Below are 18,113 nucleotides of genomic sequence, written 5' to 3'. Positions count from 1 at the left end.
ACCATGTCTTTTTCCAGTTTAAACCAAAATCTTGTAGAAGCATGGCATCGTTATCAACATCCTCTGGTACGGCAACTGGCATTTGCTGTCGGCAGTCCGAATATTCTGTCCGGTATTCCCGAGGAGCTTGAACTCATACATCGCTTTGAGCTGCATGACAGCCAGACTTGGCAGCAATATCTTAGCCAGTATCATCCACGTTTGGAATTTCTCGATCAGCATCCAGAAGAATTAATCGAATTTGTGCAGCAACTGAAAAGCACGCGTTTGGGGCTGCGCTTTGAAATGCTGGTCTGGTTCTGGTTACTCGACGATGCTTATCATCCCTATCGGCTACTCGGTCATAGTATTCAGCAAATTGAGGGTGCAAAAACCTTGGGTGAACTGGATTTCCTAGTCCTTAATACCGATACCGGACTGGTTGAACACTGGGAAATTGCCCTGAAATATTATCTGGCCGAAGCAGATTTTAGTCTGCCGCATTGGTACGGCCTGAGCCGCACCGATACCTTAATCAGAAAAATGAACCATTTCACACAAAAACAGTTCCAATTTGATGAAGCTTTAGCACATTCTATTCAAAAACGTTTTTGTGTGATGAAGGGACAGTTGTATCTGCCGACCCATCATGCTGACCAGCCTATTCCCACCTGGATTAATACCGAGCGTCGCCTAGGTCTATGGGGACAGCATATTCCTGCTGCACAAGATGCGTTCTATCGCCTGCAACGGCATGAATGGATTTATCCGCAAGCCCAGCCAAGCAGTTTGACTGCGACCTGGTGGACGGATGGTCTCTATAAAAAAATCGATCGCAATGACTTCTATATGTATCGCCAACCGGTACTAAGCCAGTATCCATCACATAAGCCCCTATAAAGCATTACATTTATTAACCGAAGCACTATGAAAACCACATATTTTTTAGTGCGTATATTTTCTACTCTAAGTTCCACATCATAATAATTTTATTATTGATTATACGGAGATGATGATGAAAAAAATTCTTGCTGCTTCATTAATGATGGCTTTTGTATTAACTGGCTGTAACACCGTAAAAGGTATGGGCAAAGACGTGTCTAAGGCGGGCGATGCGGTAACCAATACTGCTGAAAAAACCTCTGACGAAATCCGTCAAAACTAGTTTTTTCTTAAATGCTCATAGAACCCTATCTCAGATAGGGTTTTTTTATATCGATCGTTCACATTCAAGCCGATATTCGCCTATTATAGAGCCGAGAAAATTATCGACTGTTGAAAACCGCATGAGCTCTTCCGCTACTCTCGATTTAAGCCTGCAACTATTACGTCAGCCTTCTGTCACCCCCATTGATCATGACTGCCAGAATATTATGGCGGAACGTTTAAAAAAGATTGGTTTCAATATTGAATCCATGCGTTTTGAAGATGTCGATAATATCTGGGCACGCAAAGGCACAGAAGGTCCGGTCTTCTGTTTCGCTGGCCATACCGATGTGGTGCCAACGGGCAACCTGAATGACTGGAACTCAGATCCATTTTTACCCGAAATCCGTGAAGGTAAACTTTATGGTCGTGGCAGTGCCGACATGAAAACGGCTTTGGCAGCTATGATCGTAGCGACAGAACGTTTTGTAGAAAAATACCCAAATCATAAAGGTTCAATTGCTTACCTGATTACGTCAGATGAGGAAGGCCCATCAATTAATGGTACAGTCAAGGTCATTGAAACCCTGGAAGCGCGTAATGAAAAAATTACCTGGTGTCTGGTCGGTGAACCGTCAAGTACCCATAAACTGGGGGATATTGTCAAGAATGGCCGTCGCGGTTCTTTAAATGCCAATCTCACGGTAACAGGCAAACAAGGCCATGTGGCATATCCGCATCTGGCAGTAAACCCGATTCATAGCGCCTCTAAAGCGATTGCCGAGCTGTGTGACACCGTCTGGGACCATGGCAATGAATATTTCCCGGCAACCACTTTCCAGATTTCCAATATCAATTCAGGTACAGGCGCAACCAATGTTGTTCCGGGTAACATGAATCTGCTATTTAACTTCCGTTATTCAACTGAAGTGACTGCAGAAGAACTCAAAGCACGTACTTTAGAAATTCTGGATCGTCATGGTGTGGACTATGATGTTTCCTGGACTTTGTCGGGCTTGCCTTTCCTGACGCCGGTCGGTGAACTGGTGAATGCAGCCAAAACTGCCATTCTGAATGTGACCGGGACTGAAACCGAGCTGTCGACTTCTGGTGGTACCTCAGATGGTCGTTTTATCGCACCTACAGGTGCACAAGTGCTGGAACTGGGCGTGTTAAATGCCACCATCCACCAGATCAATGAACATGTCGATATTGCAGATCTGGAGCCATTGGCTGAAATTTATGAGCAGATTCTGGTGAATTTACTCGCCAATTAAGTGAATGAAGCATGCAATAAAAAAGGAACTCTGTTGAGTTCCTTTTTTGTATTTGCTGCTTTGGATTACAGCCCGATCGAAGCCTGAATATGGTTCATATTTGGAATATGGAACAACTGTTCATCCATACGCACATATTGGAAGATGGCAGGGTCATTCACTGGTTGATCAACATCGACCACTTCAGAAATACGGATCCGGATGGTTTTCGGCATTTCATTACACATCAAGGCAAAACGCTGATTGATTTCATCACCTTCAATGACCAGTGCCACCCCATTTTGACGTGAAGGATCGTTCACTGCATAGACCGGCAATTGTGCCTCATGCCATTCCACAACTTTAACTTGGGTATTGCTATCTAGCGCTGACAGGACAATATTTTGTGGCAACAACATCGGATCTTTGCCATGGCAATGAATAATATAAGCATCAATAAATCCGGTCGATACCGTAATCAGATGCTGAAGTTCCTGCTGGCTAATCTGATCAGCCATTTTGCTACTCGAATTGGTCTGACTCATGTATTACCCCTGTTTTTCAGCAATCAGTTGTTGGATATTGGCCAGCAGCTCCGCTTCTTGGAACGGTTTACCCATATAATGCGTGACACCCAGGCTGAATGCACGTTCACGATGCTTCTCACCGGTACGTGAGGTAATCATGATAATCGGCAAGTCACGGTGAATATCATGGTGACGAACCAGATTGGTCACTTCGAAACCGTCCATGCGCGGCATTTCGATATCCAGCAACATCAGATCCGGTCTGACGTTTTCAAGCTGCTCGATCGCATCTACGCCATCTTTGGCGGTGACAATATCATAACCCTGACGTTCAAGCAGACGTGACGTCACCTTACGTACAGTCACCGAGTCATCGACAATCATTACCAGACGGCGTGCATTGGCATGACGCGAACCATCCCGCTGATCATTAAGCTGTTTGATCCGCTGTGTCGCCTGAATCTGACGGGCAATATTCTGTCCATCCAGAATCAGACAGACCTGACCATCACCCAGAATCGTAGCACCAGCTACCACACCCACGCTCGCAAACTGCTGACCAATCGGTTTCACTACAATCTGTGCTCGAGAGCCGACCAGCTGATCGACCAGCAAGGCAATGGTTTGACCGCTATTGCCTTTGATCAACAGCACCGGCAATGAATGTCCCACATTATTCAGACGTGGAATTGGCTGGTTGCCGACAAACTCAGACAGATAGCGCAATTTGTAATTTTCGCCATCGATCTTGAAAAAGTCATCTTTACTGTTGAAATAGCTTTCCAATGTCGTTGGAGCAATACGCACGATTCGGTCAATCTGTGCCAGAGAAATCGCATATTGCTGATCGCCCACTTTCACCATCAAGGCATCGCTGACTGCCACTGTCGTCGGAACCCGAATGGTAAAGATGGTGCCTTGACCCAATTGTGAACTCACTGAAACATGGCCGCCCAGTGCTTTAATTTCACTTTGCACTACATCCAGACCGACACCACGACCAGAAATCTGGGTCACGGCTTTCGCAGTACTAAAACCAGGATGGAAGATAAATTGCAGGATTTCTTCCTGATCAATAATTTGATCAGCTTTAATCAGATCCAGACTCAATGCTTTTTCACGAATCTTGTCCGCATCGATGCCCTTACCATCATCACTGAAGGACACGATCACATCGGTTCCTTGACGGCTGATGTTCAAGACGATTGAACCGACTTCCGGCTTGTTCAATGTAAGACGATCTGCGGTATCTTCCAGACCATGGTCAATTGCATTACGCAGCATGTGCTCAAATGGTGTCACCAGACGTTCCAGAATGTTACGGTCCAGTTCGCCTTCGGTGTTCTGTACAATCAGTTCTGCAGGTCGGTTCAGTGTGGTAGACGTCTGACGTACGATACGCTGTAAACGTGGTAGCATCCGGTCAAATGGAACCAGACGGGTACGCATCAGGCTTTCCTGAATTTCGGCCTGAATACGGGATTGTTGCAATAACAGTCCTTCAGTTTCACGAATCTTGTCGGCCAAGGTGCTCTTGAAATCGACCAGATCCGATGCCGATTCTGCCAGAGATTTAGATAACTGGTTCAACGATGAATACTGGTCCATTTCCAGCGGATCGAAGTCGGCATAGCGCGAATTTTCTGAACCATGCTTGGCAATAATCTGTGATTCAAGCTCGCCTTCCATTCGACGCAACTGGTCGGCAAGTCGTTTGATCGCCAGTTCCATCTCGTTCAGGGTATTGCCGAGCTGACCCAGATCCATCTCGATCCGCGAACGGTTAATCGAGTTCTCACCCGACAGGTCAATCATCTTCTCGACCAGATCAGCAGAGATACGAATCATCTCGTTATTGCTATCGCTACTGCCTGTATTCGCCCACTCACCCATCATCTGTGGCGGTTCAGTACCATCACCCTCAACAAAACTAAAGTCGGTGCTGACCACCAGATGTTCTGTTTTTGCCAGACGCTCAGGCAATTGCGCAGTGACGTCCACATAAGCAATCTTTTTCAGACTGCTTTGAAGCTGCTCAAAACCGCTATAGTCGCGCTGGAAAATTGCCTGTTTTAACCAGGCCAGTGTTTTCTGCAATAAGCCATCATAGGCATTCGAGTTAAATTGATAAACTGCAAACTGCTCGAAAGTGGTTTCCAGTTCATAGGCAATGCTGGCCACCTCTTCAGTTTCAATCATGCGTGCACCACCTTTAATACTGTGGGCAGCACGTTGTAACTGAAGTAATAAACTACGGTCACTACGCTGATCAAACCATTGATTGAGCAGCTTCTCTGCATTGGCCAGAATTTCTTCAGACTCTTCGAGGAAGGTTTCTTCAACGATTGATTTCAGCTCATCTTCTTCAGAGCGTTCAACTTCAGTCTCAGCAGCTTCAATAGATTCTATTGCTATGCTTTCAACCTGTTCTTCTGTTTCAGCCAGACCAATTGCAGGCTGCTCTGTCGCCACTGATTCTTCGAATGGCACTTCAGGAGTTGATAGCGTCTCTAACGCGGTCACGTTGAATGCAGCAGTTGTGCTTTCAACAGCAGCCAGCGTTTGCCCAGAAAGTAGTGCCTGAATATTTTGTAAAATTGCCACCGCTTCTGTCGCCGGATAATCAATGCCATCATCTCGAATGGACTGAATACGGTCGGACACATTGTCCTGTACCAGACGGACAATCTGGATTAAAGCAGGTGTTACGGCAATCTGCTGACGGATCACCCGTTCATAAATACTTTCCAGTTCATGGGCAATCAAACCGATATGCGAAGCCGCAATCATGTTTGCACCACCTTTTAAGGTATGCAAATGACGCATCAGATTGTTCAGTGAAGTCGTATCATCCTGTTTTTTGCTCCAGGTATTCAGATCTTCATCAATACCTGCCAGCAATTCATCAGCTTCTTCCAGAAAGATACCTAACAGTTCTTCATCGAAATCACGGTTGGTTTCAGCACTCTCGCGCTGTTGACGATCGGCTGCAATACGCTGGCTCAAGGCAGCAAAATCTACGCTGCCTGTGCTTAAGGTGTCAGCCGTTTGGAGAATATCTGTGGTCGGCTCAATGCCTGACTTTTCAGTCTCTTCAGCAAAGATCTCAAGATCCTGTTGTACAAATGCCGACAGTTCACTTAAAGTTTTTTGAATGTCATCATTCAGAATGACGCGCTGTCCTGCGGCCAGGGTATCAAATAAATGAATAAATTCCTGATGTGCCTGTGCAAACAGTTCATAAGCATAATTGCTGTTTAACAGCACCGGCTTTTTAAGCAGGGCATCATAAGCCGATTTCAGATCTGCCGTGAATTCATGAATTCCTTTGGCCGCGCGGCTATCAGTATGCGCCAGTAATTCTGCAGCCTGTTGACTCAGTGCCTGGATATATTCAGGATAATCGACTTGTGCGCGTTTATCGAATTCAAACTCAGCATCGAGCAACAGGTCAATATCCAGTTCAACCAGTTTGGACACCAGACCTTGGGTTTGAACCGCATCTGATTCAGTGACCGCAAAGCCATAATCACTCCAGACTGCTTCAAAAGTGGCATAGACCGCATCTAGTTTTTCGGTATCCCCCTGACCTAATAAATGCACATAGTCACTGATAAATTCGGCATATTGAATCAATAAAGCTGTTTCTTTTGAGGTCGAGACAATTTCATCTTGTAACAAGGTCTTAAATAACTGTTCAACTTTAGAGCTGGCTTCAAAAATCTGTTCAATCTGCGCCATCGATGAACTGCCACGCAAGGTGTGAATGGCACGAATCAGGGCATTATAATCTTGTGATTTTTCATCTTCAGTACGCAGGAAGGTGGCAATCGTTTCCAGATGCTCTTCGGCTTCTTCAATGAAGATGGCCACGGTTTCTTCAATATCAGTGCGAACCGCTACTTCTACCGGCGCTGTTTCGATAATAGCAGCAGATTCACTTAGGTCATGATCTGCAATTTCCAGCCCTGTGGTCTGACCTTCGGCAGTCAAATGATCGGCCAATGCTAATAATTCTTCTAGCGCAGGTTCAGGTGAAAGGTTTTGTTGTAATTGTTGTCCCAACAGCAGCATTGGACGCAGGTCGAGATCGATTTCCTGTACATGTTTGAATTTTGGATATAAAGCATATTGATAGACATTCAGTACCGCTTGGGCAAATTTTTGCACCATCGCTGTCAGCTGAATTGAACCGGACAAGACCCGGTTCAGGGTATCTTCAACTGCCCAGGCCATTTCCCCTGCCGATTTTGCACCCACCATACGACCTGAACCTTTCAGGGTATGAAAATGACGGCGAATGGTCTTCAGATTTTCCTGATGATCTGGATTGACCAGCCATTCTGGAAATAAAGCATTTAACTCAACGAAGATTTCTTCGATTTCCTCAACAAAAATTTCAAGAATTTCTGCATCTTGATCAAGATAACTATCTTCAGGAAGCGTTGTCGTTTCAACTAAATTTTTTAATATTTCTTTCATAGCTTATGCTTCTTACGTTATGCCGCCAAGAAGGGCGCTCAAACTTAATTGTGACCGTCACGCAATACCTAATGTTTGAGGTTAAGTACATCTTGTCGAGGCTTTATCTGTATTTTTTGAATGTGCCTCAATCGTAATCAAGGCACATTCTCCCCATCATCGCTAACTTTATTCTGGTAGTTTAAAGTCAGCTACAGATTCACGTAATGCATCGGCCATATTTGCCAGTTCAGATACCGAACGTGCTGTATCGAAGGTGGCACTGGTGGTTTGCGAAGTAATTTCCTGTACGACATTCATCGTGGTCGCAATATGACCTGCAGATGCAGACTGCAGTTTCGCTGCATCGGAAATGTTCGCAATCAGTTTCGCCAGGTTATTCGATACTGTTTGAATCTCATCCAGTGCCACACCGGCATCTTTAGACAAGTTCGCACCACGTACAACCTCGGCTGTAGTTTGCTCCATCGAAATAACCGCTTCGTTGGTATCGGTCTGAATGGTTTTTACCAGGCCTTCAATCTGCTTGGTTGCAGACGCAGAACGCTCTGCAAGACGCTGTACTTCATCGGCTACAACTGCGAAACCACGACCGGCTTCACCCGCCATCGACGCCTGAATGGCTGCGTTCAATGCCAAAATGTTGGTTTGGTCGGCAATATCGTTAATCAAGGCAACGATGTTACCAATTTCCTGAGAAGATTCACCCAGACGTTTAATACGTTTTGAGGTTTCCTGAATCTGTTCACGAATCGTGTCCATCCCCTCAATCGAGCGTTGTACGACATCCGCACCATTTGCAGCAATTTGTACCGAACGGTCTGCTACCACAGCAGATTCATCGGCGTTGGCAGATACCTGATCAATCGACATGGCCATTTCGTTAATTGCCGCAGAAGCACCGGCAATTTCCTGAGCCTGATGTTCAGAAGCTTCAGCCAACTGGTTGGTAATGCCCTGTGTGGTTGCGGTATATTGCGCAACTTCTTGTGAAGTTTCAGTAATACGCGATACCAGGTCACGTAACTGGTCGATTGCAAAGTTAATCGAGTCGGCAATCGCACCGGTAAAGTCTTCCGATACTGTTGCGTATGAACGTAAATCACCATCTGCAAGATCGGCGATTTCATCCAGTAAACGTAAAATCGCATTCTGGTTACGGTCATATTCTTCTTGTAAACGGCCTACACGCTGCTTATCCGATACACCACGCAAAGAAAGTAATTTGAATACGCAAAGCAAGAAACCAAGTAACAAGGCAATCAACAGGATGGCTGGAATAACGGTTTTAAGACCTGAGTTACCTGATAATTTGTTCAGGTTATCTAAAAGCACATCAGACTGGGCAAAAATAGATGCAGCGGCCTGACGAACTTTTACAATTTCAGTCGAGTTCTTCAGAATAATTGCTGATGCTGATTCGAGTACTTCATCATATTCAGCCTTAATACCTTCTAGAGATTCACGCATTGCTGGATCAGCAATACGCTGTACGCCCAGTTCAACAGAACCATTCAATTGTGCATTTAAATAAGAGCCGAAAGTTTCGGTATCGGCACTAAAGTCATCCGCCGATTCACGAGAGCCATCACTACCCGTCAATACCAGACTGATGGAACGTAAAATACGTTCTGCAATAAATACCTGGTTCTTGGCAATCACCACCTGGCTCGATGGCATATCTTGACGCGCCATCTGGTCAACCATCAAGTTATATTCCGCCTGAATCCCGGGAATTGCTTCACCAATGGCAATGTTGGTGTCGTATAACTGGTTAATGATTTTTTGTTGCGAGGTAATCAGATCAATACCGCTAGAAACTTCTGTCCACTGTTTATCAACAGCTTGTAGCGCCTCATTATCTGAATGAATATTTTTAACTGTTTCAAGGTTCTCAGCAAAAGATTTTTGCGAGTCAGTTAGGTTTTTCATTGCCTCCGGTGTACCCGAAGCGGTTGCTTCAGTTGCTTGGCGCGAAATCGTTTGCGAGAGGAGACGTAAATCACCCAGACTTTGAGTGAGTTCGTTGCTACGTGGCACACTATAAAAAAGATATAATAAAGTGATCAGTGCGGCTAAAAGACAGCCTGCTGCCCCATAGATCAGCGGTTTTGACTTTTCACTATCACCAAATACACGTGATAATTGATCTATTTGCGATTGAATCTTAGTGAAAAAAGCATTACCGCCTTTGCGGCCAGTGCTTTCACCTGTATTTTTCTTTTTAAGTTTAAAGCCCATGCAGCCTCTCCCCGGTTGACGCCTTGATCACTTTCGTGCGCGACATTTAATTTATAAATTTTATAGATGCGTTCATAAAATTTGGATTTTGCAACAGACGACTGAATAAGAACACATGCCACTGCTGGTTGTGCTGATGAAAAAATCCTTGACAGTATTCTTGTAAGTTTTCATCTAATTCAGATTTCTTCGAAAAGAAACTTTTCTTATTGAAATGTTGTATACCCAAAACTTGATCTACGACCAAACCGACATACTGGTCATTATGGTTGATGCACAATACTTTTTGAGTCGGTGAAAACTGACTGCTATGCCCTGATACGTATTGAGTGAGATCAGAAACGGATAACAATCTTCCCCGGATATTCGCCAGACCCAACACCCATGCTTGTGTCTTGGGTACCGGCGTATATTTTGGGGGATAAATCACTTCTGATACTTCCCCCAGCGGAGCAACAAAATATTGCCCCATCATCTCAAAAGCAATGCCCGACCATCGGTTCACTTCATTGTCATTGGAAACGTAGTTTTTATTTCCCCGTTTCGCAATGCGAAGCAATTCGATAAATCCATTTGCTGCCATAGAGCTTATCCTGCATTGAGGTGTTGCTTAATTACTTCTATTAATTGTTTTTCATCTACTGGTTTTGTTAGATAGTCTGCTGCACCCTGACGCTTGCCCCACACGCGGTCAGTGGCCTGATCTTTGGTACTGACAATCACAATTGGAATGTGTTTGGTGGTCGCCCCACGCGCAATCTGACGGGTCGCCTGGAATCCGTTTACGCCCGGCATCACAACGTCCATCAGGACCAGATCAGGCAATTCAGCCTGTGCCATGGTGACGCCATCGGCCCCATTGGCTGCTTCAATCACCTCAAAGCCATGTTTAGAAAGAATTTCTCTAAAGCGAAAAGTTTCTGTCGGTGAGTCATCCACAATTAGGATACGTGCCATGCCAATTCCCCAAAAAAAAAATCAAATATTAAGCACTAATATGGTTACGGATTGCGTTCAGCAATTCATCTTTACTAAAAGGTTTGGTCAGGTATTCATCTGAACCCACAACACGACCTTTGGCCTGATCAAATAAACCATCTTTACTTGATAGCATAATCACAGGAATATTCTGGTAATTCTGAGAATTTTTAATTAACGCGCAAGTTTGATAGCCATCTAGACGCGGCATCATGATGTCTACAAACACGATATCTGGATTTGCTTCGGCAATTTTTGACAAAGCTTCAAATCCGTCGACGGCAGTAATCACTTCATAACCTTCGCGCTGAAGAAGAGTTTCCGCGGTACGACGAATGGTCTTTGAGTCATCAATAACCATAACTTTTAGATTTTGGAATTTATCGTCCATTTGTTTAACCCTTCCCATTTTAGAAACTATTATGCCATAAGGCTCATAGGATTATTTTATTACGATCGATAAACATTTTTAACATAAAGTCACTTGTATTATCAACGAACATTTTCTACACAAGTAGACAAAATCAGTTATTTTTAACAACAGCTTCACATTTTACCCACGCCGATGTTTTTTTTTTGACTAACGGTAGTTTTTAATTCGTAAATTTAAGTCTAATATAACAAGATTATTACTTTAAAATAAGTAATTTAGTCAACTTTAAATTTAGGGAGCCAATGATGGGTCAGTTTTCAGAAAAACTTGCTGTCATTGATAAAAATAAAATGACTGGTCAATTCATTGTTGCTGTGCTGTTACTATTACAGGTGACCTTAGCTTGTGCCAACAATAACCAAATCCAGCAAAAGGCCACTTGGTACCGCTATTATGATAGTAAAGGCGTGGCCAATATCAGCACTAATGTGACGCCCAATCATATCCGTTACGGTTATGAAGCGCTTGACCAGAATATGCAGGTCATTAAACGTGCTCGTCCTTATAATGCCGAAGCCGATATCAGACAGGCTCCCCAACGTGCTCAACAGGCCAAGCGGATCGCTGAAGACAATAGACTGAAGCGAGCGTACAACAATAGTCAGACCGCCTTACAGAAAAAAAATGACAGTCTGCTACAGTTAAAAAAGCAAATTGATTTTCAGCAAGAACAAATGAAGCAATTGCAAAAAGATCGAGTGATGTTTGTACGCCAAGAACGTGAATATTTACGTAAAGGTAAGGCTCCACCGGCACACCTGAAAACCACACTTGAGAATAATCATAAAAATCTCATTTCCCAAAAAGAAAATATTCAATCTTTACAAAGTCGCTATCGAAATCTGGAAGCAGAATACGACAAAATTATCGCCCGTTTAAAAGCACTTGAATAAATACAGATAGCTTGTTTTGGTTTTAAACCACAATAAGCTGTAAGGACTCTTATGCAAACTGCACCACATGCTCATGGTTTAAATATGCCTTCTCCGCGCTCTATCCTAATCATGAGTGCACTTTGCTTAAATATGTTATTAGTGGCTTGTGATAAAAATGAACCCGTACAGCAAGCCGAAACACCCAAATCCATTGAAGTCATTCCTCAAGACCTGATTGCAGTACAGTCCGGCAACTCAGTTCAAAAAACAGCGTTTACCGGCACGATTCGGGCTGTCAATCAAAGCAGTATTCAGGCACAGGTGTCTGCCACCGCCACCAGTGTCAATGCCCAAGTCGGTCAGACCGTCTCCAAAGGTCAGGTGCTGGTACGGCTAAACAATCAGGACAATGCTGCCCGACTGGCACAGGCACGTGCCAATCTGGCCTCTACCCAAGCTCAGGCCAATCAGGCTCGAAACATGATGCAACGTAAAAAGCGTCTACTCGATCAGGGCTTTATTTCAAAAGTAGAATATGAACAGAGTCAGGTCGATTATCAGGCACAGCTGGAAAATGTACGTGCCCAGCAAGCCAATGTCGATATTGCCGAGAAAGCAGATCGTGACGGAACCATGACCAGTCCGATCAGTGGCGTGATTACCCAGCGTCAGGTGGAACCTGGCCAGACCGTGGCGATTGGACAAACCCTGTTTGAAATTGTCGATCCTAAACAGCTGGAAATTCAGGCACGCGTGCCTAGTGACCTACAATCAAACTTAAGGCTAGGCAGTCAAGTCGAATACAGCATTCAAGGCAATCCCAATCGGCTCACTGCAGTGATGAGCCGGATTTCCCCGATCGCCGATCAGGCCAGTCGCCAGATCGAATTCTTTGCTACACCGAATGAAATGATTCCTTCTTTAAGTATCGGTTCCTTTGTAGAAGGCAATATTTTGAGTTCACGCCAAATCAGTGGGCAGATTATTCCCCTAGATACGCTGCAGGATATCCAGAACAAACCCTATGTCTGGGTGATTCGCCAGAATAAACTTATCAAGGCCAATGTGCAGATACTGGAACAGCGCTATAACGACAATATTGCGGTGGTCAAAGGATTGGAAAGCACCGATCGGGTCAGCCGAATTAAATTTAGCGAAGCCGATCTACAAAAAACTGTCACACTTCGCTCGAACTAAAGCGCCTCACACAGGATCATTGACATGTGGTTTACCCGAATTAGTGTGAAGTATCCAGTTTTCACCATCATGATGATGTTCTGTCTGATGGTATTGGGACTGGCTTCCTGGCAGCGGATGGGTGTTGAAGAATTTCCCGATGTCGATTTTCCCTTTGTGGTGGTGTATACCAACTACCCGGGTGCTTCTCCAGAAACGGTCGAGTCAGAAATAACCAAGAAACTCGAAGATCAGATCAATACCATTTCTGGTTTAAAACAGGTGATTTCACAGTCCAGTGAAGGCCTGTCGATGATCACGACTGAATTCAACCTAGATGTACCTTCTACCACAGCCGCTCAGGATGTACGGGATAAAATTGCCTCGGTAACTGCTGAATTTCGTGATGAAATTCAGGATCCGATTGTCGAACGTTATGATCCAACCGCAAATGCGGTCATGTCGATCGTATTTGAATCCAATAACATGGATATCAAAGCACTCAGTTCTTATCTGGATCAGCGGATTGTACCCCAACTGCGCACAGTTGCTGGCGTGGGAACGGTGAATTTACTCGGCGATGCACAGCGCCAGATCCGGATTCAGGTAGAACCGCAAAAACTGCAAGCTTTTGGCCTTGGTGTAGACAGTGTCATCAATACCTTAAAGGCTGAAAATATTGAAGTTCCAGGCGGCACACTCAAATCTGGCAACTCGGAACTGGTGATTGAGATCAATTCCAAAGTGCTGCATCCGCTGGCCTTCGGCGATCTCATCATCGCCAATAAAAATGGCGTACCAATTTTCCTGAGACAAGTCGCAGAGATCCAAGACAGTCAGGCAGAACTAGAATCTGCCGCCTTTTTAAATGGCAAAACCGCAGTTGCGATTGATATCCTGCGTAGCTCGGACTCTAACGTGATTGAGGTGGTCGATAGAACTTACAAAACTTTAGAAAGTATTGAGACCCAGCTTCCTCAGGGGACGACCTTGCAAGTGGTAGTGGATTCTTCCAAAAGTATCCGGGGCACCATTGGCGATGTAGCCCGCACCATTATTGAAGGTGCGGTACTTGCCGTACTGATTGTTCTGCTATTCCTCGGTTCATTCCGCTCCACTGTGATTACCGGTTTGACTTTGCCGATCGCCTTATTAGGTACTTTGACCTTCATCTGGGCCTTTGGCTTCAGTATCAACATGATGACCTTGCTGGCGCTATCCTTGAGTATTGGCCTGTTAATTGATGATGCGATTGTGGTCCGTGAAAATATTGTCCGGCATGCCGACATGGGCAAAGATCATGTGACTGCCGCACTGGATGGCACCAAAGAAATTGGTTTAGCTGTTCTGGCCACCACCCTGACCATTGTCGCCGTGTTTCTGCCGGTGGCCTTTATGGGCGGGATTATTGGTCGTTTCTTTTATCAGTTCGGGGTTACAGTTAGTGTGGCTGTGCTGATTTCGATGTTTGTTAGTTTTACTTTAGATCCGATGCTTTCTGCACATTGGGCCGAAAAGAAAAAAGATCCAAATAAAAGACCCGGACGGGTGAAACGTTTCTTTAGCTGGATTTCTGGCAAGCTGGACAATTTAAGCCATGTCTATGAAAAGCTGCTCAAACTGGCGCTGCGCTTCAGATTCATTACCTTAATGATTGCCGTAGCTTCATTATTTGGTGCCTTGGGATTATCGAAACTGATTGGCACCGAATTTGTACCGGTTCCTGACAAAGGCGAAATCCGCATTAAGTTTGAAACACCGGTAGATTCTTCGCTTGAATACTCACAAGCCAAACTGCAACAAGTCGATCATATTATCCGTCAACACCCTGATGTTAAAGCAACTTATGGCGTGATTAATGGTGTAACTGACCGTGGTAAAAACCACGTCAGCCTGCGAGTGACCGTGACACCACGGATCGAACGCGAAAAAAGCCTGACCGAGCTCAACAATGAGTTTCGACAACGCCTGCAATCGGTTGCCGGGATCAGTATTACCTCGGTTGCATCTGCCGATGAAACCGTTTCGGGTGGTCAAAAGCCAATTATGATCTCGATCAAAGGCCCCGACCTGGATGAACTGCAAAAAATTTCCGATCGTTTTATGACAGAGATTGCCAAGATTGACGGTATTGTCGATTTGGAAACCTCACTGAAAGAACCCAAGCCAACACTCGGCGTGCAGATCAATCGTGTCTTGGCCAGTGATTTAGGATTATCCGTGAATCAGATTGCCAATGTGGTTCGTCCACTGATTGCCGGTGATGATGTCACCACCTGGCAGGATGAAAAAGGCGAAACTTATGATGTGAATTTGCGCCTGACGGAAGACCAGCGCAGCTTGCCACGTGATTTACAGAACATGTATATCACTTCAAATAAAACCGATGCCAATCATCAGCCGATTCTGATTCCACTTTCGAGTGTGGCCAAGTTTGAAGAAAAACTCGGTGCTTCACAAATTAACCGCCGTGATCTGGCACGTGAAGTTCTGATAGAAGCCAATACCGCTGGTCGTCCTACAGGAGATATCGGCACGGATATCAGCCGGCTACAAGCCAATTTTGATATGCCGCCAGGTTATAGTTTTGATACCCAAGGTTCAAATGCCGATATGGCAGAATCCGCAGGCTATGCCCTGACCGCCATCACCCTGTCGATTGTGTTTATCTACATTGTGCTGGGTTCACAGTTTAATAGCTTTATCCATCCTGCGGCGATTATGGCCTCCTTGCCATTATCCTTGATTGGTGTTTTCCTGGCGCTGTTCCTGTTTAATTCCACCATGAACCTGTTTTCGATTATCGGGATTATCATGCTAATGGGACTGGTGACCAAGAATGCGATTCTGCTGATCGACTTTATTAAAAAAGCCATGGATCGCGGTGAAGAGCGTTATGATGCGATTATTGCCGCGGGGAAAACCCGACTGCGTCCCATTTTAATGACCACCAGCGCCATGGTCATGGGTATGGTGCCCTTATCCTTAGGGCTGGGTGAAGGCGGTGAACAAAGTGCGCCGATGGCCCATGCCGTGATTGGCGGGGTGATCACCTCAACCCTGCTCACTTTGGTGGTTGTCCCCGTGATCTTTACTTACCTGGATGACTTTAAGAATTTTATGCTGCGTCAGATGCGTAAAATCATGGCATAATTTAATGCAACACAATGAGGTGACATTCCCAAATGCTCATCTCATTTTTTATTGTATAATCTCTGCTTTAACGCTTAATTTTTTAGGACAGTTTCCATGCGCGCGAGTCGCTTTTTATTTGCAACGTTAAGAGAAACCCCGAACGATGCTGAGGTTATTTCCCATCAGTTGATGCTTCGTGCCGGTATGATTCGTAAGTTGGCTTCAGGTCTGTACACCTGGCTGCCGATGGGCGTTCGCGTATTAAATAAAGTTGAAGCGATCGTTCGCGAAGAAATGGACAAGGTCGGTTCACTTCAGGTCTATATGCCGGTGACTCAACCTGCGTCTTTATGGGAAGAATCAGGTCGTTATGTACAATACGGTCCTGAACTGTTACGTTTCAATGACCGCCACGGTAACCCGTTTGTACTGGGTCCAACCCATGAAGAAGTCATCACTGATTTAGCACGCAATGAACTAAAAAGTTATAAGCAGCTCCCTGCCAACTTCTATCAGGTGCAAACCAAATTCCGTGACGAAATTCGTCCGCGTTTTGGGGTAATGCGTTCACGTGAATTCATCATGAAAGATGCCTACTCTTTCCATGCCAATCAGGAATCATTGCAACAAACCTACGACGACATGTATGCAGCCTACTGCAAAATCTTTACTCGTCTTGGTTTAGATTTCCGTCCGGTTCAAGCAGATACCGGTTCGATTGGTGGTTCAGGTTCACACGAATTCCATGTACTGGCTTCAAGCGGTGAAGATGATATCGCATTTTCGACCGAATCAGACTACGCCGCCAATATTGAAATGGCTGAAGCCGTTCTGGTCGGCGAACGTGCGGCACCAACTCAAGAACTTAAACTGGTTGATACGCCAAATCAAAAAACCATTGCGGATGTATCTGCCTTCTTGGGCACGGATCCAGCTCACTCAGTAAAAGCATTGCTTGTTCAAGGCATTGCAAAAGAGGATGGTTCTGTTCCTGTGGTTGCTTTATTCCTTCGTGGCGATCACGAACTGAATGAAATTAAAGCCGAGAAGCATGCACAAATTGCAGCTCCACTCACTTTTGCAACCGAAGAGCAAATCGCAGCACTTGGCTTGACAGCTGGTTTTGTAGGCCCACAAGGTCTGGTTGAAAAAGGTGTCACCGTCATTGTTGACCGTGCAGCATCAGTATTGTCTGACTTTGTTGCAGGTGCTAATACAGCTGACAAGCATGCAACCGGCATAAACTGGGAACGTGATGCACAGTTCACTGAAGTTTATGACTTGCGTAATGTAGTTGAAGGTGACCCTTCTCCAGATGGCAAAGGTACACTGCAAATCAAACGTGGTATCGAAGTGGGTCATATCTTCCAGTTGGGTCAGAAATACTCTGAAGCATTGGGCTGTAAAGTCTTGGGTGAAGATGGCAAACCATTCACTGTGACCATGGGTTGCTATGGTATTGGGGTAACACGTGTGGTTGCGTCTGCCATTGAACAAAACTTTGACGAGAAAGGCATTATTTGGCCAACTGCCATTGCCCCGTTTGAAGTGGCCATTGTACCGATGAATGCACATAAATCACCACGCACAGTAGAAGCAGCTGAAGCGCTTTATGCTGAACTCACTGCTGCGGGTTATGACGTAATTCTAGATGATCGTAACGAACGTCCAGGCGTTAAATTTTCTGACCTTGAGTTGACCGGTATTCCACATCGTATTGTGATTGGTGAAAAAGGCTTGGATGCAGGTACTTTTGAATATAAAGGTCGCCGTGATGCTGAATCTGTAAATATTTCCAAAGAAGAGTTGTTGGCTAAAATCGCGAAATAATTTTGCTTTCTTAATAAAAAAATCCCGTCAAGTGCGGGATTTTTTGTTTTTTTTA

General features: G+C 44.9%; 13 protein-coding genes. 7 read left to right on the top strand and 6 right to left on the bottom strand.

What is annotated here, in order from left to right; all coding sequences use genetic code 11:
• Positions 1–3 precede the first annotated feature (3 nt).
• The 3 genes from FTT75_RS00700 (at position 4) to dapE (ending at position 2,402) form a co-directional block, all read left to right on the top strand.
• Complete coding sequence (locus tag FTT75_RS00700) at positions 4–879, top strand: DUF1853 family protein (protein WP_180185790.1); 876 nt, start codon at positions 4–6, stop codon at positions 877–879.
• Between the two features lie 112 nt (positions 880–991).
• On the top strand, positions 992–1,144 hold the full coding sequence (locus tag FTT75_RS00695; RefSeq protein WP_004280704.1) for an entericidin A/B family lipoprotein: 153 nt from the start codon (positions 992–994) through the stop codon (positions 1,142–1,144).
• A gap of 121 nt (positions 1,145–1,265) precedes the next feature.
• On the top strand, positions 1,266–2,402 hold the full coding sequence (gene dapE / locus FTT75_RS00690; RefSeq protein ID WP_180185789.1) for a succinyl-diaminopimelate desuccinylase: 1,137 nt from the start codon (positions 1,266–1,268) through the stop codon (positions 2,400–2,402).
• A gap of 65 nt (positions 2,403–2,467) precedes the next feature.
• On the opposite strand, the gene FTT75_RS00685 is transcribed toward dapE, so the two are convergent.
• The 6 genes from FTT75_RS00685 to pilG all read right to left on the bottom strand — a co-directional run bounded on the left by FTT75_RS00685 (position 2,468) and on the right by pilG (position 11,000).
• Positions 2,468–2,926, bottom strand: a complete 459-nt coding sequence (locus FTT75_RS00685; RefSeq protein WP_180185788.1) for a hypothetical protein — start codon at positions 2,924–2,926, stop codon at positions 2,468–2,470.
• A 3-nt stretch (positions 2,927–2,929) separates the two neighbouring features.
• Complete coding sequence (locus tag FTT75_RS00680; RefSeq protein ID WP_180185787.1) at positions 2,930–7,390, bottom strand: Hpt domain-containing protein; 4,461 nt, start codon at positions 7,388–7,390, stop codon at positions 2,930–2,932.
• A 168-nt stretch (positions 7,391–7,558) separates the two neighbouring features.
• The gene (locus FTT75_RS00675) at positions 7,559–9,631 is read right to left on the bottom strand and encodes a methyl-accepting chemotaxis protein (protein ID WP_005097845.1); all 2,073 of its coding nucleotides are present in this window, start codon (positions 9,629–9,631) and stop codon (positions 7,559–7,561) included.
• Between the two features lie 46 nt (positions 9,632–9,677).
• A complete protein-coding gene (locus FTT75_RS00670; protein WP_005097846.1) occupies positions 9,678–10,214 on the bottom strand; it encodes a chemotaxis protein CheW in 537 nt (178 codons plus the stop codon).
• A gap of 5 nt (positions 10,215–10,219) precedes the next feature.
• A complete protein-coding gene (locus FTT75_RS00665) occupies positions 10,220–10,588 on the bottom strand; it encodes a response regulator (RefSeq protein WP_005097847.1) in 369 nt (122 codons plus the stop codon).
• Between the two features lie 28 nt (positions 10,589–10,616).
• Positions 10,617–11,000 carry a twitching motility response regulator PilG gene (gene pilG, locus FTT75_RS00660; protein ID WP_005097851.1) on the bottom strand — a complete coding sequence of 128 codons (384 nt, stop codon included), beginning with the start codon at positions 10,998–11,000 and terminating at the stop codon, positions 10,617–10,619.
• 287 nt (positions 11,001–11,287) lie between these two features.
• Between pilG and FTT75_RS00655 the strand changes: the two genes are divergently transcribed.
• The 4 genes from FTT75_RS00655 (at position 11,288) to FTT75_RS00640 (ending at position 18,058) form a co-directional block, all read left to right on the top strand.
• On the top strand, positions 11,288–11,935 hold the full coding sequence (locus FTT75_RS00655) for a hypothetical protein (RefSeq protein ID WP_005097852.1): 648 nt from the start codon (positions 11,288–11,290) through the stop codon (positions 11,933–11,935).
• A 51-nt stretch (positions 11,936–11,986) separates the two neighbouring features.
• Positions 11,987–13,114, top strand: a complete 1,128-nt coding sequence (locus tag FTT75_RS00650; RefSeq protein ID WP_180185786.1) for an efflux RND transporter periplasmic adaptor subunit — start codon at positions 11,987–11,989, stop codon at positions 13,112–13,114.
• Between the two features lie 24 nt (positions 13,115–13,138).
• Complete coding sequence (locus FTT75_RS00645; protein ID WP_180071786.1) at positions 13,139–16,246, top strand: efflux RND transporter permease subunit; 3,108 nt, start codon at positions 13,139–13,141, stop codon at positions 16,244–16,246.
• 96 nt (positions 16,247–16,342) lie between these two features.
• Positions 16,343–18,058 (top strand): proline--tRNA ligase, encoded by a 1,716-nt coding sequence (locus tag FTT75_RS00640; protein WP_159138278.1) that lies wholly within the window; start codon positions 16,343–16,345, stop codon positions 18,056–18,058.
• Positions 18,059–18,113 lie beyond the last annotated feature (55 nt).

Source organism: Acinetobacter sp. YH01008, assembly GCF_013420435.1.
GTDB classification, from domain to species: domain Bacteria; phylum Pseudomonadota; class Gammaproteobacteria; order Pseudomonadales; family Moraxellaceae; genus Acinetobacter; species Acinetobacter pseudolwoffii.
Note: the sequence above shows the minus strand (reverse complement) of the source record. Positions and strands in the feature narration are given on the sequence as shown.